Source organism: Nostoc sp. (genome assembly GCF_036917195.1).
GTDB lineage: Bacteria > Cyanobacteriota > Cyanobacteriia > Cyanobacteriales > Nostocaceae > Nostoc.
Map to the genome: position 1 here is coordinate 45,962 of NZ_JBALDG010000008.1, position 22,341 is coordinate 68,302.

Genomic DNA, 22,341 nt, shown 5'->3' on the forward strand with positions numbered 1-22,341 from the left:
CTTAAGGTTGCGAACTACTTTGTGGAATTTCTTCTGCAAATGTGGGAGATGCAGCCAAGTTTTTGTAACCAGTAATGGCTCGGAGATAAGGTAAACACCAATAAATTACCCAGAAAAACCCGGAGTGGCGACGACAGAATTCAGTCCAAGGTTTGAGTGGAAATGCTTTGACTTGAATTACCTTTCTTAAGCGTTCTAAAACAGATAATTTTGTATCTACCCAACTATTACGGATTGAGTTTTTACCACAGGTTCCAACATATCCAGGTACAACCCATATCGAGCAACCATTTTTTCTTGCTCTCAAACCATAATCTAGGTCTCCTAAACTGTGGATAAATGCTGCATCAAGATTCCCTACTTTCTTTACAACCGCACGAGGAATTAGCACGCAGTTACCAAACATCGTGTCACATTTTTGAAAAACCTGAGTTGAGCCTAAAAATTCATATTTATTAGAGTACCATTTGCAAGATTTCACTGCACCGCCGTATGAAGCTTCTTTTGTTATTGAATCTTGAGTCGTACCAACTAATATTGAATTTTCTCCGATAGATTCTGATAATTGTTGATGAAGCGTCAATAGACGTTCTAGGGTGTTTGATTCTAGTATTGTGTCGTCATTCAACCAGAGATAATAGTCATAATCTTTTTGCATTGCTTCAGCAAACGCTAGTCTCATTCCTCCCACCCAGAATAGATTTCCATTGCCTTGAAGAATCTGGACTTGTGGATAAAAAACTTTCACTGCTTTTGAAGTACCGTCATAACTTCCATCATCGGTTAAGTAAACATCAAAAGACTTTGTTTGTTGAGCTAAGGCACGCAGACAATTCAGAGTTGTCTCACGCCTATTAAAACAAGTCATTATTACTGCTAACTGTGATTGCTTCATAGAGTATTTTTTTATGTTAATCTAATTCTTTGCAATACAAATTAAAGGGTTACTTCGTTTTTTATATAGAAAAAAAATCTTGAAAATTTTTCCAATTATATTTATACAATTCTTCTAATTTTATATATCGAGATTGGATGCCATTGGGTGCAGCAAAGTATTTTTCTCTCATGGCATCTGGTTGGATTTTTTTACCACCTTCTTGTTCAATAAGATTAGTGATATATGTGCAATAAGCTAACCTCCAATCATTCATTTTTTTCAGAGTTTGTTCTCGAATCTTTTTTGGATCAGGTGCTAACTGTTTTAAAGTTTGCACAGCTTCAGCAACTTTTTCAGACTCTGGAGCAACAATAACGGAGTTCTCAGAAGTAAAGAATTCATCTCGTCCACCTTTACTTGGAGTACTGACAACAGGAATTCCGCATAGTAAGTACTCGCTTGATGCTAGATTTGCTCCTTCGACTGCTGAAAGAATCAAACCGACAAAGGACTGATTATACTTTTTTGCTAACTCTGTACGTGCAATAAAGTCTTTGTTGAAATCTGCATGTTTCAATTCCGGACAAAATTTATGTAAGTCACCACCATAGGATACAACCATCAATTTATCTACGTTTTTTGCCAGCCCAAGACGCTTTGATTGATTGAGTTGTGCCGTGTAAATTGCATCATAAAGCTTTGGTTGATCGATAACTTGATATAAGTATTCATTAATATAAAAATTTTGGTTAAAGTGCCCTCCACGAATTAAAAAACGTTTTCGCAATTCTTCTTCATCTGACGCATTTACCATTAAGTGATGCGTTCTTCCCTCAATGCCATGTAGGGTTGCCTTTATCTTTCTTAGTAACATTTGCTTAGGGGTTCCACACCACCCAGGGATATGTTCTAAAACGTGTTTGGGACGAAACCATTTAGGTAGAGGTTGATATGTAATTTTGCTTTTTTCGTAAACCACTCCCCCCAAGAAAGGATAGCTTCCAAGAAAGGAAACTATAAGCGGCCGAGTACTAAAAATATAAAAACCGTGAAATAACATTTAAATACTTTTCCTTTATTAACTATGTAACTCAAAAGTGATAATAATCATTTAAAATTTTGCAATTTTTTCTATCCAATTACTCACTTGACTATTCAATTTAAACACCCGTAGCTTTTGTTCTATTTTCCTCACAGTCAACATATATCGGTGCATTACTGATGTGCGCGGCATCTTATGTCTAACAACTCCTTCGCATAACCATTGATATTTCTGTGAACTTCGATTAAAGTTTTTTAAACTTATAATTTGTGCATTCCAATCGTGATAAAAAAACAAATTAAAATAATGTATCGACACTATGTCATCCCAAGCTTTAAGTCTTGATTCTTTAGATAAGCGATTGTGTAAAGGTAATGGATAACTATAAGCAGAAGAAAAATGAAAAATCTTTTCTTCCAGCGAGCATAAAGTCACAGATAAGACTGACTGTTCCACAAAATAAATCCCTTGAGGAGGGGTAATATTCATACGTATTACCTTCTCAAAGTTTTCTTTCCAAGCAGTAAATATACCTGCACTCCTTCTTACAGCAACCAAACCAGAATTCCAGTAGGCTCTGATTTTTTTATTACCAATTGGTGTGTCAACAAATACCTCATGCTTCACATTCAGCACTTCATATAGTTTTTGCCAGTACCATTCTTGAGGGTCTCGGGGACCTGTAGAACCAATTCCTTGACCATACTCAGGACGTATGCGAATGTTACAATTTACTGGCAATAAAAATTCGTTCGGCTCATAAAAAAAGCATTTGTCACTGTCTAAAAAAACTAATATTTCTGCATCGATATGTTGCTCGGCATAGGCACAAACCAAGGGTTTATTGGCTAAATAATATTCATTAAATTCTTGATTGATAGGAACTTGTTGATGAGTCACCTGCAACGCTTCAAACGCTTGTTGGGTTTGCTTTGATATCGGTTCACCCACTCTAGGATGAAAACTATATATAGGTGTATTTTTCAATTTACCGCAGAACTTACGAATACTTTCTGCAAGCATCAAAGATTGACCTTCTAAACGACCAGGTTCTGTACAAATTATAAACGCTATAGGTATTGACATATTATGAAGTGTTTATTTACTAAGTTAATTAATGAATGAAGATTTTTTTGCTATGAACAATATTTCTTGAAACAAAGCTGAATAACGACGTGCTTGAAGTTCCAGAGTGAATTCTTGTTCGGCTTTCTCACGAGCATAGAATGACAGCTTGTGCAGCCTCTGCTCATTTTCAAGTACCCAGGTAATTCCTTTAGCAAAATCCTCAACTTCATAAGGTTTAGCCAAATACCCGTTCTGCTGATGATCAACAATATCTTTTAAGCCAGTAGAATTAAATGCAACAACTGGAGTACCACAAGCGAGTGATTCAGAAGCTGTTTGTCCAAAAGATTCTTGAAGAGACGGTACAAGCATCACATCAGCTGCTGAGTAAACAGTTGCTAAAGATATATCATCGTATAAGTGTCCCAAATAGTGTATTTTTAAGCCCAAATCAGGTGGATTATCGGGTTGAGATGCCCCAAAAATCGCAACTTCCAAGTCATCCTTCCAGCCAGATTTACTCAATTCTTGTAGAGCTGGTTGTAACAAATGAAATCCTTTATTTCTATCGCTTGTTGCTTCTATCGCTCCAAACAGCATCAGCTTTTTATCTTGGGGTAGATTGAGTGCTTCTCGTGCAAAATGTTGATTAATAGGTCGATATTTTTGAGTATCCAGTCCGTGGGGAATTACCTCAACTCGCAAATTCTGAAACAAAGAACTGGAATGAGCGCACTGCGCTAACCAATGACTGGGTGAAACTAAAGTTAAATTCAAATTTTTCCAAGCTTTTACTTTACGTTCCCATACCCAACGGGATAAATCCCATTCTTTACCACTGTTGAGTTGAGGACAAGCTCCACAGGATACTTTATAGCGATCGCATTCTCCAGTAACGTGACACCCGCCAGTAAACCCCCACATGTCATGGAGAGTCCAAACTAGAGGACGCTTCAGTTTAGGGAATGTTTCTATCTGCATAAAACCTGCACTAATCCAATGCAAATTAATTATGTCTGGATTAATCTGAGCAACTTTAGGAATAACTCTATCCGGCAACCATTGAATAAAAAATGGAGTCTTTTTCTTTTGAGGATAAAGCTTTAATGGTAAACTTTCAATTGTCAATTTTGCCTTAGCGATGCCTTGAAAGAGTCTAATCTTAGGTGCAATTACTGTTTTATCATTACTATATTTTTCCTGAACTAACATTTTTGACTCTAGTCCTATATCCTTTAAACCTGTATGCAAACGATATGCAGCCCTCGCTGCACCTCCACTGATATCATTAGTGCTAATATGTAAAACTTTCATTTTTATTAACGTTATAATTACTAAAATTATTTCTGACTGCCATAATAGCTAATCGACTAAAATATTTTTATGATTTCGTTGATATTCAAGAGTCAAAGATAACGACGTGGTGACATACATTAACCAATTCCAACTAGGAGTTAATAATCTAGCTTCTGAGAAATTCACTATGACAATGATAAGTAGCATCTGCATTGGACAATAATCTTCCGGTTTTTTGGCCACAGAAATAATTCGAGTCAATGCCATTACAAAGAACCGCACAAACCCTGCTACAAAAGTCAAAAAACCTAATAAGCCTAATTCTAACAATAGTTCTAAAAAACCATTGTGAGCATTACTTGCCCAATCGTAAGTAGCTCTAAGATTAGATGCAGTATTACTAGTCCAAAATCCCGAAAATCCATAACCTAGCCAAGGTCTTTCCAAAATCTTGGAAATCACTAGCCCCCAGAGGTCAGAGCGTCCATTGAATGTAAGGTCTTTACCAGAAGTACCAACTACAGTTTCAGCATTATTGAGAAGTAATATTGAAAAAATAATGAGTAGCATTAAAGCTGAAGTTATCATAATAACTTGTAATTTATAATTAGTTTTTTTCAGCAATTTGTAGAAAGGTAAAAATAATATCATTGCTAATAAAATCGTTAAAGATGTTGTTGAACGTGAGAGAATAATTAGACATATAGATATCCCACATAGTGCCCACATCAACCAGCGATATTTATGGCTACTAAGAGCAAGGTGTAAAAAGACTCCTGCACTCCAAGCCATCATGTAACCTAATTCATTTTTATGACCAAAAATTCCACTCCACATATTTACTAATTCAGGTGATTGGTGAATATAACCTGGTATGAATGTAGAGAATATCATAGATAATAATGCCGCTACACCAAGTGCCCAAGCTATTAGCCTCATTTGTTCCCTAAGGGGATAACGCATTGCCAAATAAATTGCAATAAAATATATTCTGATTAGACCTTTTATATCTTTTAGAGTAGAATTTAGGTCTTCTGACCACAATATAGAAAATATAACTATTGTTAGTAAAAAAAACTCTAATGGACTTTTGGTAATTACATAAATAAAACCTTTCCAGTATAAACTTATGAAATAAAATAAAATTAAATATGAAACTATATTCAAGAAAGTATCTACCTTATCGCCTCCAAGGGTAGACATAGAAATTTCTTGTGCAGGGTGGATTGTTAATGCCCCTACAGCAATGAGTAATAGCAAAATAGTTAATAGTTTTTCTGTTAATTTTACCTTCATTGCTGACAATTAATTTATTAATTTACTAAATATATTGCTATTTTTTGACCGTTGAGTAATTCAATCTTTTCTTCACTTCTTCTTTAAAAATATCCAATGCAGTTGCTTTATAGACTGTTTTCTGGGTAAATTTATCTGCCTCTATATTCCTCACAATAAACGGTGGATGTTTTAGAGGAAATTCCATCGCTTGCATCGGCATATTAATGAACGAAAATTCTTGATTGGAAGTGAAATGAGTTGCGTCTGCACCAACACCAATATTAGAGATTAAATTGATATTGGGAATAATACTTAAGCTACCCTGTATCCAGCAAGTAAATGTCCATTGGTAATCCCAGGTTATACCTGTAGGATTGTTATAAACAGACTGAAATATTCGCCGCCAAAAATTTACTGCTTTTGGGTCTATAAGAATATCATGTAAAAGATTTTCTGCTTGTACCTCTTTCCAGAGTTTAATGGTCAAATCATAATGTTGCCAAGCACGTCTCCAACTTGCCCAACCCCAGCAGTGGTTATAGCGAGAAAAATAGTAACTGTAATTTGTGTGTTTTCGTCCCAATTGAAGATTTTGAGCAGAGATTGTCGCGATTCTAGTATCATTTCTATATTTTTCCAGCAATTCTTCACTAAATCTGAAAAATGTTGGGTGAGGGATACAATCATCTTCTAAAATAATTGTTTCTTCAACACTATTAAATACCCAATCTAAACCACTAGATACTCGTTTTGCACAACCTAAGTTGATATTAGAATAATTCTTGATCACTTCGCATTCCCAATCAACTCTTTCGATGATTGCCCGAGTTGCTTCACACTTTTCGGCCTCACCTTCACGATCAGTGCGGGGACCATCTGCAATTACAAAAAGTTTTTTTGGCTTGGCTTGGCGAATAGCATTAAAAACTTTCTCTGTTGTTTGTGGACGCTTGAAAATAATAAAAGTTACTGCTGTTTGCATAATATAAAGATTAAATATAAACGCTCAATATTTGTAAAAAGTAAGAAGCGATCGCACCTGAATCTGAAATATTTTTTGTGTTCTTGAATCAAATGCATTGCATATAAAAGTAGCAGCAGCTTGAGAGATTATGGTTGCGATCGCAGCCCCAAGTCCTGCATATTTAGGAATTAGTAATAAATTGAGAATAATGTTTAGTATGGCTCCAAATAAAGTCTTACCTAAAGAAACGTGGTTTAAACCTTCAGCAATAAACCACGGTGATGTTGCAAGACCCATAAATACAAACAAAGAAGTCCAAATATGAACTGCTAATATTGACCCCGCTTCTGCATATCCACTTCCAAACATCACTATAATTATATTGTCAGACAGGAATGTCATTGGAAGAGCAATTGCCAAAGATATACATGTCATTAAACTGAGTAATTGTCCTATTCTGTGATAGTAAAGACTTTCTGATTTTTCCTTGGCTGCATAAATTGCAGGAGCAACAGAAGAAACAATAGCTGCCGGAATAAAATACCAAATTTCAGAAATACGCACAGCAGCAGAATAAACTCCAACCTCGCTATCTCCGATCATTTGACCTAACATCACCTGATCAATTCTCATAAAAATCATGATAGCGAACCCCGAAAAAATTAGAGGTAAACTCTCTTTCAAAAGAATTTTGGCAGCCGCAAAACTCCAACGCCATAACTGCAATGAAGACCCTTTGAGTTGATAAACAATCAGCAAGCTAATTGCACTCATCGCAAATTCTGCTAATGTTACCCAAGCAAAAGCTAGCAATGGTGCTTTTATTAAAATTAGTGCGATTTTGATGACACTATTTAGCAGAAATGCTGTGTTCTTAGCAATCACAGTGTATTTTGACTGCACCTGTGATTGAAACCACAGTTCAATAGTATCAGCCGCCCTAAAAATTCCTACCATTCCTAAAATTGCAACTAGCCATATCTTCAGTGTTTCATGCTCACCTAAGAAAAACATAGTGCTAACTGCCAATAACACAGAAGCAATTCCACCCAGCAATTTTAGCCAAAAAGTGGTTCCTAAAATTTCCTCTTTGTTTGATGATTGACGGACAATATGGCGAACTACTACGTCGTCCAGTCCTAAAGTGAAAATTGGGCTAAATAAGCTAACAAAAGCTAAAGCATAGTTAAAGAGACCATACTGCTGTACTCCTAAATACCGTGCTACCCATATTCCTACGACCAAGCTTGCACCCATACGTAGAATGCGGTCAGCAAACAACCAACCTGTATTGGCAATAATTGCACGCAGTCCAGAACGAGATTGAAATTTTGATAAGTTTTTAAATTTTAATTTGCTTAACATTATTTTTTTTAGTTAATCATGTAGAATTATTTACCTTTTTTAATATCGTGACTTTTTTATTTCTTAACGGATAAAACAACGTATATTGATGTATAATTTTAGATTATTTATTGTCTATAACATTTTTACTTTACCAGTCATCAAAGCTTTAAATAAATAGCTAAGTAATAATACTATGCCTTTGATTTTCCAAAAAAAACTATACTCAAACAAAAATATTATTTTCAAATATAAAATAAAATCTTGATACTTTGGACAAGGGATTGTTTTTAACTCCTTGAGAGATGTGAAAGCCAAGAATAATGGTGAACTAAAATTATTTCTTTGCAGAATGTAATTAAATAGTGAATTGCGTTTCCAGAACCTTTTGTATTCATAGTTATTGTCTATCTCTAAAGATTTATTATTATGATACTGGTTATTTTGATGAATTCTATACCTTACTAAAGGTTTAGAAAGATAAAACTTTTTAGCTCCTACCAAAGAAGCTCCCCAGATGAGACAGTCATCAGCCCTTACACGCCAATCTTCTATATATGGAATAGGTAAAAATTTTTTTATTATTTCTCTACGTATTGATAATGTTGAAGTTATGGAACCAATCCATTCACCATTATATAAAGTTCTGATTACTGAATAACCCAAATCTAAATCAACTGCATCACTTTGAAATGTTCCTTCTACTGCTCCAAATTTTTTATATGCACAAAATAGAAAATCACATTCACTACGTCCTTTATAAAACTTTAAGGTGGTTTCTAAATATTGAGGTTCATAAATATCATCGGCATCTAAAAAAAAGATAATGTCCCCAGTTGCAGCTAAAAATCCTTCGTTAAAGGATGATAATTGTCCTTGATTTTTTTCTTTCAAGATAGATTTAACATTAGCTACTTTAGTAAATTTATTGATGACTTCCGCAGAATTATCTGTGGAGGCGTCATCAACAATAATAATTTCATCAAATTTAACTGTTTGATTTAAAGCGCTATCAATTGCCTCTGATAGAAATTCAGCGTAATTGTAGTTATTAATTAAACAAGATGTTTTGATTTGATTTCTATCCATGTAAAAATTTCTTGCTAATAAAAAATAAAATGGGTTGAGATGGTTGTAGTAAGGGTCACTTTCAGGATTTATAGGAAAACTTAACGCTCTTTAGAAAATTTTGTTAAGCTGCTAGATACTAAATCTTGTTCAATTTGTCGTTTTTTGGTGTCATAAAAATAATTATTAGGTTCATTTTTAGTATTCACACCATTGATGACTATCCCTAGTACCTTCTGACCTGACTGAGTTAAAAACTCTTTAGCTGAATTCGCACTGTTAAGGTCAACCACTCCAGGACGAACAACTAATAAGATACCGTCAGTCAGGGTACTTAAAACAGCAGCATCTGCTATTCCTGACAGAGGAGGAGTATCAAAAATTACAAAATCGTAATCTCTCCCGAAGTTACTAACTAATGTTGCCATCCGTTGAGAATCTAGCATTGCTACTGGATTGGGAGGCAAAGCTCCGGAAGTAAGAACCTCAAGATTAGGCATCACTTCTTGCACAACTGCATCTAAAGAAACTTGACCGACAATGACATTACTTAGTCCTATTGTATTTGTTAGCCCCCAGATATGATGCTGTATGGGATGACGCATATCTGCATCCACCAATAACACCCGACGCCCCGCCTGAGCCATAGTTACAGCTAAATTTGCAGATACGTCAGACTTTCCTTCTTTGGTAACGGAACTTGTAACTACAATGCTTTTGAGCGGTTTATCAGAACGGAGGAACTTCAAGTTCACTTGTAGTATTTGGTATGCGTTACCAAGAGGGAAGTAAGGAATATCTCTGCCAATGATTTTGGGAATAGCTCTATCAAGTCCTGTTATAGAAGAATGATCTTTACCATTTCTAACTTGTGTGGGAATTACTCCCAAAATACTGTATTTCAAGACTTCTTTGGCTTCTTTGACAGTTTTCACCGAGCGGTCTATCAAGTCTAAACTAAAGGCGACAATGATACCTAAGAAAAGACCAATTCCTCCTCCACCAACAATAAACAGGATTTTGCGAGGTCCTTCTCCTTTTTCCGGGATTAAGGCATAGGAAATGACACGAGCATTAGGAATCTTTTGGTTCTGTGCAATATCAATTTCTTGGCGTTTGTTTAAGAGCGTTTCGTAAGTTGTTTGAGCTGCTTTCAGCTTCCGTTCTAGTTCTCGTTGATTCTGTTCTAGCCTTGGCAAATTATTTGCTCGTTTGATGTAAGCATCTTGCTGTCGCTGAAGTGTGCCAATTTGTCTCTCTAGACCAACGCGGTCTGCCTGAGCACGAGTAATATCTGCAATTAGGCTTTGCCGCAGTTGTCCAACCTGTAAACTTCCCTGTGTTATCTGCGCTGTACCAGCGACTTGTGCTGTCCGCTGTTTTAGCAAGCTCTTAAGAGCTACGACTTTCTCTTCTAAGCTAGTAATTGTAGGGTGTTCAGGTTCAAAACGGGTACGCTCTAGTGCCAGTTGGCTTTCTGTTTCTTGGAGTTGGGCAAGCACTTTTTGAACTCCAGGTGCTTGACTCAATTCAGATGCGATTACGCCTTGCTGTGAATCTACCTGAGCTTCACTGCCTAACTGTTCTAAACGACCTTTGACATCATCTAGTTGAGCTAATGCTTGAGAAATTTGGTTTCCTAACTTGGAAATTGTATCGACTGCTGCGGTTGCTTCTTGTTCTAGGACAACAACTTTATTCGTTTCTTTAAATAGCCGCAGTTTTGATTCGGCTCTTCTAACAATTTCTTCAGCTTTGGGTACTTCGGTTACAAGAACCTCTTTGGCTGTCCGCGCTTCATTCTGATTAGCCTTGATATTTAGGTCGATATAACTGTCGATAACTTCATTGACGATTTTGGCAGCCAGTTCCGGATCACCGCCTTGATAAGAAAGTTGTACAACATCAGTGCCTTTGATTCCTTCTATTTTTAGTTGTTTTGCCAAACTGGAAATCGAGAGTAGTTTCCCTTGACTATCTTTGAGATTGAGGGAATTAATTGTTTTCTCAATCACTGGATTTGATCCAATAACTTTCACCTGAGTTTCCAGGGGATTGTCGTTCATATTCAAAGCTTCTAGGCGTCCGATGTCTTCTGGTAAGCCTGTGAGTGAGGAAGAGCGATTTGTTTTAATCATCAAACTTCCTTCTGCCTTGTATGAAGGTTTTAGTGAAAATGCATACAAGCATCCAAAAGTAACAGATATGGCAACAATTCCGACTAGAGGTAGCCAACGGCGTTGAAAAACTTCTAAGTATTTCTGAATATTTACTTCTTCAAAGTTGGGCAAAGATTCCATCGTCATAATATATATGCAAAATTTTATAAAAAAAGACTATTTTATTACAGCAGATTTTTCTCAGTATTTTCCTGACAGTAGCACTGTAGCCGACTTCGCGATGGTAATATTTGCGTTAATGTTAGCTAATGTCTTTTTCCTGAAGTTGTTCAATAGGTGAAGTAAACTAATAGTTTGAGCAGTCGCAATTTGAATTTAGATTGTTTGATATTATCCTGAGAGCAAAACAAGATAACTAACAACTTTATCTATGATTTAGTGGCGTTCCATTTTTTTGTTAACTTAGTTTTGTGTTACTAATGATGGAAGTATTGATTAATAATCTAATACTCAACATCATATTATGCAATAACACTGAATTGCGTAACTTTACAAAAAATTCATAGAACATGCTGTATATTAGCTGTCGATTTACTGATTTTGAAAAGACAAGAGGAATTAATTACTTAAGGGTAAGGAATAGAACCATTGTGCCAACTTACAAGCTATGGAACAACTTCAAAGATAAACTTTGTCCAGTTAAAGTAGACACTTGGAAAGACTGGATGGATATTTACGTAAGCTGCTTAAAAGCTTTCAGGAACAATTAATTATTGCTCTGAATAATGGTCAATCTTGGAACGATAGGGGACTAGTAATATTAAGATTGTGTGATTTTAGTATTGAATTTGTAAAGACTTGCTATCAGTTTAATTTGCCCAGACTGATGAAAGACTTTTTTTGATTTTACTTGAGGTGTGGAAATTACCACACAGTGAGCCTTCCAAAATTTATTTAATATTGTACCATAAATGTAACCTAGGAGTAATATATAGGAGAGATAAACGGCTAGTAAGTAAGTTGGGACAATAAAACCAAACTATGTTAATAAAGATAAACTAGGCTACAACCCTCTTTTCGCCTGCCTCCTGCCTTGTGCCAACAACAAATTTTTACGCCTACCTAGCTATTAATACGCTTAACAGAATATGAGTTAGTACAGTTGTAGCAGGAAGCAGATAACAGGCAAGTGTCAAATTCCGATGTGGTTAGAGCATGGATTGCTCAACTGCCTCCTCCCAGATAAAAGTCTACATCTGACTAGACTTCACTATATTTTTAATGAAGTTTAGCTATACTTCTTACTACCTGTGTTAATCTGAAGAACTCAAACCAGGCTGCTATTTTTTTGTTTTTGTATTTAGCCAATTGTAATTATTAAACTGATATTAAATGTTAAGAAATTGAATTATGAAATCCTCTTCCATCATCTTAGTCGTTGTAATTAGCGCACTTACTCTCTCCCAGAGTGCCTATGCTAACCAAGAGAATGTTCCCATGACAACAGGCGATGCTCTGAAGGAGCCGTTTCACGATCGCAATCAGGCTGGAGTTTTATTGACGGAACCAGCCACGATTAACACTACATGGGGTAATTTTATCGGACAGACTAATAATCGAAAACAAACTGCTGAATCAATTTCGCTAGTGCGAGAGCGAGGATGCAAAAAAATCAACCCGCTTGAGTTGATCAATAATCCAGAGGCTTTTTTTAAGCAATGTCAGAAACCAACAAATACCCAAAGTTCTCACAGTAGTGAGCCAATTGAGTATCTCAAGGTTCCTAAACTCGATTCTGGTATTAGTGTGACAGTCACTAAGTTTTGATATAATAACTTTTTTAACAAGAGATAACTAATTCTTGATAGTGTAATTTATCTAGATAATTTCCGCTAATATATGGATGAAATATTTATGCTGGCTGCTTTAGCTCAAAGCAGAAAAGCTTTGCCGGAATGTTTACCGAACCCACCAGTAGGCTGTGTGATCGTAGATGCCCAAGAGATAGTAGCTCAAGGATATACACGGACACCAGGAAAACACCATGCTGAGGCTGACGCACTTAACCAGATTCAAGACAAGGCTTTCGACTTCTTGAAAATGTATGTAACTCTTGAACCTTGTTCTTTTCATGGACGCACACCCGCATGTGCTTTAGCGATCGCTGAAGATCGGCGGATACATGAAATATATGTATCTATAGTTGATCCAGACCCCCGTAATAATGGTAAAGGATTAGACATTCTCAGAAACGCAGGAAAGACAGTTAATGTCGGGTTATGCGCCAATGATGTGAATGCTTTTCTTAACCAATATCTAATAAAGTGATAGTTGAAGAGTTAGATTAAAATTGCAACGTAGTACCATTTTCCCAAAAATCTTTGCAAAAAGTCAATCATTTATATGGATGCATAACTGTGTAATTGTGTCAACTTAAGCTGAAAACTAGTAAAAGAGAAAGCTTTAAGATGTTGTCTCCTTAAGAGTCTCAGATGATTTCCGACTTATTAAAGAAGTGGGAAATCTTGTCGGTTAAGTATGCTGCATAACAATCAACCACCCACCTCTAAATGTAAATCTTTTCGCTTCAATTAGGATATTAGTAGCGATCCGTGGGTGTTGCTGTCTTGCCAAGTATTATCCTTGATGTTAATGTGACCACTGTTACTACTTTTAGTCCAAAAAATGTCTCCAAGAGTAATTACATTGATAATACCGCACTTGATGCAGATGTCTGCGTCCAGTATGACACAAGTGGAATTGTTACAGATACCCACGTTTTTGTCATCCTAAATCCCTAATTACAAGTATTTAATCAGACTCTTAAAGAAAACTGTTCTTCAACAGGGGCAGCAGTAGAAGGACTTTCTTTGATGTTTAATGATCGCCCGCTACGTACCCGGCTTTAGATGATTGGATTATCTCGCAAAAAATTAGAGGTCAACAAATGGACATTTTATATTTAATTAATTCCCATTGAATGAGAATTCTCTGGAAGTATAACCAGACTATTAACATTTCAAAAAATAAATTGCTGATGGCTTAACTATTGGGAATTATTTTGAGAGTTACTATTATTAATTGATTTCTTAGCTCATGAAATCATTATCCAGTAAAATTTTGATTTTTTCCAAAAACTGCATTGGATAATTAAACTAAATATAATTCGGGTTTTAAAATATGCAAGAATCAACAAGAAAGGAGTGTAATTACTTCAAAGGATATGTTGATGCTCCTTTAGCTAATTGATTTGTGACTGGTGATGATGTTAGTATTAAGGGGTGGGTTGATTTTGGGTTTATTATCTCCAACAATTGACTTGTAATGTATCATAGACCAGAATTCATCAGTATTGCCAATTGATTGATTAGCAGTGTGAAATGGCTATGGGTCTGAATATCTAGACTTGATACCAATAAATTGATGAGGTTACAGAGGAGCAAATAACCATGAGCAACTTAACATCTCCACATACCGAAGTTCAAAAAACGAAGAAAAAAAGTTTAGCCGCAGATAAAAAACCTCGAGCTACAGATGATATTGTGCGTAGTTATCTGCAAGAGATCGGGCGTGTAGATTTGTTGACTCGCGAACAAGAGGTTATTTTTGCCCAACAAGTGCAGCAGATGATGATTTTACTAGCTGCTAAGGAAGAATTGGCTGTGAAATTAAAGCAGGAACCCACGCTGCAAGAATGGGCAGATCAGGTAGAGTTAAGTGTTGAGGTGTTAGAGCAACAGCTAAATTTAGGACAACAAGCCAAGCAGAAAATGATTCAGGCTAATCTCCGGTTAGTGGTAGCTGTGGCGAAGAAATACCAGCACCGTAACCTGGAATTTATGGATTTAATTCAAGAAGGTACTTTGGGTTTAGAGCGAGGGGTAGATAAATTTGATCCGGCTCTTGGTTATAAGTTTTCTACCTATGCTTACTGGTGGATTCGTCAAGGAATCACACGAGCGATCGCTCAACAAGGACGGACAATTCGCTTACCTATCCACGTCTTTGAGAAACTGAATAAAATTAAACGCGTGCAGCGAGAATTATCTCAACAGCTAGGTCGTGTTCCCACTACTATTGAAATTGCCAATGCGTTATCTTTGACACCCAGTCAAGTTCGAGAGTGTTTATACTTGGCCCGTCAACCCTTCTCCTTAGAGGCGCGAGTTGGTGAACAACAGGATACAGAATTACAGGACATACTGGAGGATGATGGCCCTTCTCCGGAAGACTATGCTGTTGAAGAATCTCTCCACCAAGACTTACAAGACTTGTTGGCAAAGCTGTCTCCCCAGCAGCGAGAAATATTAACCTTGCGCTTTGGTTTGAGTGATGGATATGAACTTTCTTTAGCACAGATTGGCGATCGCATGGGTATTAGTCGAGAACGGGTGCGTCAGATTGAGCAAAAAGCTCTCAGTCTCCTCCGACGCCAAAAGGAACAAGTACGTAGTTATCTAGCTAGCTGAGGTTATTTTTTCACAATGTAGGGCATTTAAACTTAGGAAGTCACCATCATGACTGTATAAAATTCAGTCATTTTGGGGGAAAATAAATCTAAGTAATCTATCTCAAAGATTTGATATGAGCACATCAAAGACAGTGCAACAATTGCAGGCACAATGGGTGACTTCTGAAAACTTTCGGCGTTATGGACAGGTGATTTTTGCGAGTCTTGATGGCAAAGCTTACGATGTGGAAGATGCCCAGTTAAATCTGCAAAACGGGATTCCACGATTTTATGTTATGCGATTGGAGAAGAGAGGGCGAAAGTTTCATAAAATTACTCGCCATGTCCAATGCACTCAATGTCTGGGTTCTTTGTCAGGGAAGGATTGGTTAATTGCAGTTTGTCCTCCTGATAATGATCAGAATGAACCAGCATTAGAAGAGATTGCTGCTTTTCGCATTCCAGGAAATTGTTTTATCAAGCTACATGAGGGTACTTGGCACGCTGGGCCCCATTTTGACTATGAAGCTGTGGATTTTTATAATTTGGAATTAGTTGATACAAATGTGGTGGATCATTTCACTCATGATTTTTTTAAGAGTCATCAATTAGAGTTTGAGATGGTATAGGTGAGATTGAGTTTAATTAGAGATTTTCAAGAAATAAATTATCCAAAGAAACAAACCACTCCCGACGCAGAGAATACAGAGAGGATTTTTGCGTCAGTTTTGGGATATTTTTTTATTTGCAAGTCCCTTATAGGCATAAACTAGTTATAGATAGCAGTGGTTATCCTACACTTGCGATCACTGTATTCATTTAATGTCTAATAGCGCTTCTGGGTTGAGTTCAATATAGACCTAACAAGAACAGCCCCTTCCTTGCAAGTGAAGGGGAGTAATTCTTAAAGTGAGGAAGATGGTTAACCCAACGCGGACTTTAACTCACTTTGTGCTTGTTCCAACGCTTCTGGTAATTTACTCGCATCGCGTCCGCCTGCTTGGGCTAAGTTCGGTCTTCCACCGCCACCGCCACCGCAGATTTTAGCGATCGCACCTACAAATTTACCAGCTTGCAAACCTTTTTTGTTCACTTCTGGACTAAAAGCTGCAACTATGCTAACTTTTCCTGGTTCAGGAACAGAACCCAGCACCACTGCACCGTTACCGATTTTTTGCAGTAAGCGTTCGGCTGCGGTTTTCAATGATTCTGGATCAACATCTTCTAATTGAGCGACGATAATTTTATAATCGCCTACAGTTTGGGCTGTTTGCAACAAGCTGTCAGATTTTGCGATCGCTAACTGTACCTTCAAGGTTTCCAGTTCCTTCTGGCTAGTTCTGAGTTCGGTTTGCAGACTTGTGATTCTATCTGGTAGTTCTTCGGGTTTAACTTTAAAGCGATCGCTCAAATCTTTAACTACTTTATCCCGAAGGTTGAGATAATCTAGGATTGCTGGCCCCGAAACAGCTTCAATGCGCCGTACCCCAGAAGCCACACCAGCTTCTGAGATAATCTTGAACACCCCAATTTCAGCAGTGTTAGTGACATGGGTTCCACCGCACAGTTCCATTGATACGCTAGGGAAGTCAATCACCCGCACTTCCTCGCCGTATTTTTCGCCGAACATAGCAACAGCACCCCTAGCTTTCGCCTCTGCTAAAGGTAATACTTCCACTTTTGCAGCATGTGCTTCAGCAATCCAAGTGTTCACCTGTTCCTCAACTTGTTGCACTTCCTCTGCTGTCAACGCGCGGGGACAGTTGAAGTCAAAGCGCAACCTGTCAAAAGAAACTAGAGAACCAGCTTGAGATATGCCATCATCAACAATTTTCTTCAACGCCGCTTGCAACAGGTGCGTTGCGGTATGGTTAGCTTGGGCGCGACGCCGACAAGCCTGATCAATTTGGGCTGTAACATGATCACCGACGCGCAGTGTACCGCGTTTGATGCGTCCGAAGTGAACAAAGAAATCAGATTCTTTCTTCATATCTTCCACCCGGACTAGAATACCATCACCAGAAATATAACCGCGATCGCCGATTTGTCCCCCGGATTCGGCATAAAATGGCGTTTTGTCAAGGACAATTTGCACCTGTGTTCCCGCTTCTGCTTCCTCTTGGGAAACACCTTCTACCAAAATCGCTTCAACTTTCGCAGTCGCCGCAGGTTGGGTATAGCCTAAGAACTCCGTGGCTTGGATGTTTTCTGCTAATTTGTCGAGGGAACCTTGTACAGTTAAGTCGATGGTTTCATGTGCTGCTTTGGCACGTTCCACCTGCTTTTGCATTTCGGTATCAAATCCGGCTTCATCGACTGTCAGATGATTTTCCTCGGCAATTTCTTGAGTAAGTTCGAGGGGAAATCCGTAGGTGTCATAGAGGGTAAATGCGCTTTCACCGCTAATTTGAGTGTTCCTTTGCTGTTTCACCTCTTGGATGATTTCTTCTAGGAGTTTTTCGCCTCTATCCAGAGTTCTGAGAAAATTGGATTCTTCCCGTTGCAACTCAGCTTTAATTGCTGCTTCCCGTTGGCGCACATTGGGGTAAGCTGATTCAGAAAGAGCGATCGCAGTTTCGGCAACTTGGGTAGTAAATTCGCCAGAAATCCCAATTAGTCGCCCATGACGCACCACGCGCCGAATTAATCGCCGTAGCACATAACCCCGTCCGACGTTGGAAGCACGAATTTCATCGGCGATCATGTGGACAACTGAACGAACGTGATCACCAATGACTTTCAAAGAGATTTTGGTTTTTTCATCACTTTTGTGGTAATCAACACCAGCAATTTGCGCTGCTGTTTGGATAATTGGGAAAATTAGGTCAGTTTCGTAGTTATTGGGCACTTTTTGGAGAATTTGCGCCATTCTCTCCAAACCCATGCCGGTGTCAATGTTCTTGTTTTGCAGCGGCGTTAAATTGCCAGAGGCATCCCGGTTATATTGCATGAAGACGAGGTTGTAAAACTCGATGAACCGGGAATCGTCTTCTAAATCTATATTTTCGTCACCGCGTTCTGGGTAAAAGTCATAATATATTTCTGAACAAGGGCCGCAAGGCCCAGTCGGCCCAGATACCCAAAAGTTATCATCTTCGCCCAGGCGTTTAATTCTCGCTATCGGCACACCGATTTGATCACGCCAAATACCAAAAGCTTCATCATCATCTTCAAAAACGCTGACGACGAGATTTTGGGGGGAAAAGCCAAAAACTTGTGTGGAGATTTCCCAACCCCAAGCGATCGCTTGTTCTTTAAAATAATCACCAAAGCTGAAATTGCCTAGCATCTCAAAAAACGTGTGATGCCGTTTGGTGCGTCCGACGTTTTCGATGTCGTTGGTACGGATACACTTTTGCGAAGTCGTAGCCCGCTTAAATTCTGATGTGCGTTGCCCCAAGAATATCGGCTTAAATGGTAGCATCCCCGCGATCGTCAGCAGCACGGTTGGGTCTTCTGGCACGAGGGAGGCACTTGGGAGAATTTGGTGTTTCCGTTGGGCAAAGAAGTCGAGGAATATGTTGCGAATTTCGTTACCGCTTAGGTACTGAGGATTTGAAGACATGGGTGTTTTTAACTTTAGACTTTAGACTTGGGCGTAGCGGCACTAGGTAGGTGTATTTTCATAAATAGCTTTATATATTCTTGCATTTTGTTTCATATTAGTGCTAGCGAATTGTACCAGTCGATAAGCTATATACAGTTATTGTGATGCTTTTACACCACTACCTTACTTTAGTAGGATGCAGGAGCGCATTTTGGTAGTTAAGATTAATCGTTAAGAAATGATTTAAAATCTCTCTACTGAGGTAACAAATGGCACTAAAACTTAAGGTATCAAATATTGCTTGTGAAGGATGTGCAGAAACAATTGCTGAATCCATCCACGTTATGGAACCTGAAGCCAAGGTGGATGTCAATGTTAATGCTAAAACTGTCACGGTAGAATCCGCAGCTTCTGAGGAGTCAATCAAACAGGTAATTGTTGCTGCTGGTTACGCTGTTGAAGGTTATTGATCTGATTCTAGCTTTTCACAAAAGTTTAGATTTTAATATCTTAAACCAGACTAACAAATTTTCTTATATTTTTCCGCCCTTTCTCCAAGCGGAATCGAACTAATATTCCCACATTAGGGGCAGGTTTTGACATGGGGTTTTTTATTTAGCTTTGTTTTCTAGATTTATGATGTTGGGGCAAATTAAAAAAAGATGTGAATTAAGTTGACAAACAAACACAGATCAAGGTTAAGCTGAGACATTTTTTCTCACTCTAACACATTGTGATACTTGGGTTTAGACCTTATTTAGATTGGAGATTTTTTATACTATCAATTTGATCTGTAATCGTAATGATGTTAGTGGCAGAAAGCTACTTACCTTAGTGTGAGTGGGTTTTGCTGCATATTTGATTGACGTTTTTATGCAATTCAATCCCTACCTTGACACTTGATAAAAGCCGATTCATTAAAGAAAAAGGCTGAAGTGTTCTATGGGTAATAATATTTTTAATTCAATGAGAAAATATTGGCTTTTATAATTTATTATTTTTCTTTATCGGAAGAAAAATGAAACACTAATGTGACAGTTATTACAAACTATTTATTTTGGTAATTACCTCAGAAAAATAACACCTAAGAAACTACTGTAAGGGTTTTTGGACATGCAAATAATATTCAGTAGTTTTACTGATTTAAAAATATTCTGTAAAGAAGACATTAGTTGTCAGAAGTGGAGGTTTTAGAAAGTCTAGTAATAAATCTCAAGTCTTAAGAGGATATTGAACTTGGAAAATTATTGTGAATTTAGTGTCAAAAAAACGAGATATCAAGAAACATAACTCAGTCAAAAATATCATATTTAGTATTAATCAACAATCCCAGCAACTTTTACTAAGTTAATCTCTTTAAAATTTAAATATGATAAAAAATAAACCAAGGAATATTTCTATTCTGGTCTTTGGAAAGAATAACTTTAGCGCCACACTTCCAGATCAGATCCGTTATGCGACTGATTTTAGTGTAGAAGTTATAGACAATCTTAATCAGGCAATGTCGCGAATTCAAATGACGCCCCCCGATATAATATTTGTGCAGGCTAGCCTGGATGGCAGTATGAAACTGTGCAGTTGGTTGAAAAAGCAGACAAAACTATCCTGGATATACTGTATTCTGTTTGAGGATCGTCCCCAACAGCTTACTGATAGAAATAAGTATGGTTGGCAAAGGGAATTGGAGATGAGTGCTGCGGCATTAAAGCAAGGAGCCGATGCTTATATTTGGTATCTTATTGAAGAAAAAACAGACTATACCTTAGCAGAGTTGACCGCTAACCATAGTCTAATACTTGCTCAATTAACTGTTGGCTTGCGGAAAGCGCAAAAATACCAAGATTTGATTCGGACAAATGATATGTTATCAGCGATCGCCTTAGCCGATTCCTTGACAGAATTAAAAAATCGTCGCGCTTTAGCATGGGACTTACCCAGAGAAATTAAAACAGCTAGGACTGAAAAAACTTCCCTGAGTTTGATTATTCTGGATATAGATCATTTCAAGAAAGTTAACGATACTCATGGGCATTTAGTAGGCGATCGCATCTTGCAGTTGCTGTGTCAGCGTCTGCAACACAATCTGCGCTCTCAAGACACAGCATTCCGCTATGGTGGGGAAGAATTTGTGATTCTTCTGGCTAACACTACCGACGACGAAGCACTATCAGTGGCCCGTCGTCTCAATCGCTTAGTCAGCGACAAACCATTTGCACTCAGCAATAAACTGACAATTAATATCACCATTAGTCTGGGCACAGCCTGTCTGCAAGCTGAGGATGATGATCAAGGAGAGAGTCTGCTGTATCGTGCTGATCAATGTCTCTTACAGGCTAAAACTGCTGGGCGTAATCGGGTTATTAACTCGAACTACCCATCTCATGTCTCACGTTTAAAAGCTGTTTCTTCGTGAACTACCTACTCCCCTCTCCCTACTCCTAACTCAACATGACAATCTTCTACCGAAGTGCGTTGTCGCATGGCATTAACTAAAGCTTCGTAGCTAGACCAATTTTCTTGCAGTAGGGTTTTTGCCTGGAGGGTATGAAACCGCAGTTTCTGCTGATAAACTGATTCAGAAAAGCCCAAAATTGTCAATACTCCTATCAGCTTGTTTTTATCATCAGATCCACCTTCAGCATTATTAAAAATTAGGGTTTCAGCAGCAATACCCGCCATCCAAACAGTGCAGTAGCGGTCTAGCATTTGGACACTGATTTTACCCACTTCTAGTTGAGATGCTAATTCGCCATCATCAAAGCTAACGCCGCCTTGCCCAGATTGCCCCTGTTTCCAGGCTTCCCAAGCGCTGAGGGTGTAGCCAGTAACGGGAATACCCAACAGGTAAGCAACCAAAAAATGCCCTGCTTCGTGGTGGACGATGCGATCGCGGTGTTCACTTGAAAAACCAGCAATCCAATCTAAAAAGATAGTACCACCCTTGCCTTGCAAGCTAAAACTATCTAATGTAGCTATACCTAAGATGGTGAAGGTAGCAAGTGCCGGTACTGCTGGCGATAAGTTTAAGAATGGCCCCAGCAGTACCGATAGGGTCATGAGAAAGATAGATATTGCAACTAAATTTAGACTAGTCTGGCTCATTGAGAGTTTTCTGAGAATCTGCTTAATCTTTCTTCATTATGAGGCGATCGGACACCTTCTGTATCAAGTGTCTTTACAAATCCCTTGACGACGTAATTTCCCGCACTGGCATTTGACTAGAAGTGAAGAACTTTTACAAAAGTTTAATAAATTACAACTATCTAAAACCAAGGCTTGTTACCAAT

18 protein-coding genes are annotated in these 22,341 nt (G+C 37.9%); 7 read left to right on the plus strand and 11 right to left on the minus strand.

Going from position 1 to position 22,341, the window contains the following annotated elements:
• Position 1: 1 nt before the first annotated feature.
• From V7K40_RS01850 to V7K40_RS01890, 9 genes are all read right to left on the minus strand, one after another.
• On the minus strand, positions 2–895 hold the full coding sequence (locus tag V7K40_RS01850) for a glycosyltransferase family 2 protein (RefSeq protein ID WP_334956183.1): 894 nt from the start codon (positions 893–895) through the stop codon (positions 2–4).
• Positions 896–956: 61 nt separating this feature from the next.
• Complete coding sequence (locus tag V7K40_RS01855) at positions 957–1,937, minus strand: glycosyltransferase (protein ID WP_334956185.1); 981 nt, start codon at positions 1,935–1,937, stop codon at positions 957–959.
• 51 nt (positions 1,938–1,988) lie between these two features.
• Positions 1,989–3,005: a hypothetical protein gene (locus V7K40_RS01860; RefSeq protein ID WP_334956187.1), complete on the minus strand. Its 1,017-nt coding sequence runs from the start codon at positions 3,003–3,005 to the stop codon at positions 1,989–1,991.
• Between the two features lie 24 nt (positions 3,006–3,029).
• Entirely contained in the window at positions 3,030–4,301 is a 1,272-nt protein-coding gene (locus V7K40_RS01865; protein ID WP_334956189.1) for a glycosyltransferase family 4 protein, read from the minus strand.
• A gap of 48 nt (positions 4,302–4,349) precedes the next feature.
• Entirely contained in the window at positions 4,350–5,579 is a 1,230-nt protein-coding gene (locus V7K40_RS01870; protein WP_334956191.1) for an O-antigen ligase, read from the minus strand.
• 37 nt (positions 5,580–5,616) lie between these two features.
• Complete coding sequence (locus tag V7K40_RS01875; RefSeq protein ID WP_334956193.1) at positions 5,617–6,543, minus strand: glycosyltransferase family 2 protein; 927 nt, start codon at positions 6,541–6,543, stop codon at positions 5,617–5,619.
• Between the two features lie 24 nt (positions 6,544–6,567).
• Positions 6,568–7,890: a flippase gene (locus tag V7K40_RS01880; RefSeq protein WP_334956195.1), complete on the minus strand. Its 1,323-nt coding sequence runs from the start codon at positions 7,888–7,890 to the stop codon at positions 6,568–6,570.
• 114 nt (positions 7,891–8,004) lie between these two features.
• A complete protein-coding gene (locus tag V7K40_RS01885) occupies positions 8,005–8,958 on the minus strand; it encodes a glycosyltransferase (RefSeq protein WP_334956197.1) in 954 nt (317 codons plus the stop codon).
• A gap of 80 nt (positions 8,959–9,038) precedes the next feature.
• Positions 9,039–11,243: a polysaccharide biosynthesis tyrosine autokinase gene (locus tag V7K40_RS01890; protein WP_334956199.1), complete on the minus strand. Its 2,205-nt coding sequence runs from the start codon at positions 11,241–11,243 to the stop codon at positions 9,039–9,041.
• 1,224 nt (positions 11,244–12,467) lie between these two features.
• On the opposite strand from V7K40_RS01890, the gene V7K40_RS01895 reads away from it, so the two are divergent.
• From V7K40_RS01895 to V7K40_RS01915, 5 genes are all read left to right on the plus strand, one after another.
• A complete protein-coding gene (locus V7K40_RS01895) occupies positions 12,468–12,884 on the plus strand; it encodes a hypothetical protein (RefSeq protein ID WP_334956201.1) in 417 nt (138 codons plus the stop codon).
• Positions 12,885–12,956: 72 nt separating this feature from the next.
• The gene (locus tag V7K40_RS01900; RefSeq protein WP_334956203.1) at positions 12,957–13,385 is read left to right on the plus strand and encodes a deaminase; all 429 of its coding nucleotides are present in this window, start codon (positions 12,957–12,959) and stop codon (positions 13,383–13,385) included.
• A gap of 284 nt (positions 13,386–13,669) precedes the next feature.
• Positions 13,670–13,858, plus strand: a complete 189-nt coding sequence (locus tag V7K40_RS01905) for a DUF3172 domain-containing protein (protein ID WP_334956205.1) — start codon at positions 13,670–13,672, stop codon at positions 13,856–13,858.
• A 648-nt stretch (positions 13,859–14,506) separates the two neighbouring features.
• A complete protein-coding gene (locus tag V7K40_RS01910) occupies positions 14,507–15,526 on the plus strand; it encodes an RpoD/SigA family RNA polymerase sigma factor (protein WP_334956207.1) in 1,020 nt (339 codons plus the stop codon).
• Between the two features lie 115 nt (positions 15,527–15,641).
• On the plus strand, positions 15,642–16,136 hold the full coding sequence (locus V7K40_RS01915) for an ureidoglycolate lyase (protein WP_334956209.1): 495 nt from the start codon (positions 15,642–15,644) through the stop codon (positions 16,134–16,136).
• 293 nt (positions 16,137–16,429) lie between these two features.
• Here V7K40_RS01915 and alaS read toward each other — a convergent pair whose 3' ends face one another.
• Complete coding sequence (alaS, locus tag V7K40_RS01920; RefSeq protein WP_334956211.1) at positions 16,430–19,072, minus strand: alanine--tRNA ligase; 2,643 nt, start codon at positions 19,070–19,072, stop codon at positions 16,430–16,432.
• Positions 19,073–19,323: 251 nt separating this feature from the next.
• Between alaS and V7K40_RS01925 the strand changes: the two genes are divergently transcribed.
• Both V7K40_RS01925 and V7K40_RS01930 read left to right on the plus strand, forming a co-directional pair.
• Positions 19,324–19,524 carry a heavy-metal-associated domain-containing protein gene (locus V7K40_RS01925; RefSeq protein WP_334956213.1) on the plus strand — a complete coding sequence of 67 codons (201 nt, stop codon included), beginning with the start codon at positions 19,324–19,326 and terminating at the stop codon, positions 19,522–19,524.
• Between the two features lie 899 nt (positions 19,525–20,423).
• The gene (locus V7K40_RS01930) at positions 20,424–21,467 is read left to right on the plus strand and encodes a diguanylate cyclase (protein ID WP_334956215.1); all 1,044 of its coding nucleotides are present in this window, start codon (positions 20,424–20,426) and stop codon (positions 21,465–21,467) included.
• Between the two features lie 5 nt (positions 21,468–21,472).
• Here V7K40_RS01930 and V7K40_RS01935 read toward each other — a convergent pair whose 3' ends face one another.
• Entirely contained in the window at positions 21,473–22,156 is a 684-nt protein-coding gene (locus tag V7K40_RS01935; RefSeq protein WP_334956217.1) for an ATP-dependent Zn protease, read from the minus strand.
• Between the last annotated feature and the right edge of the window lie 185 nt (positions 22,157–22,341).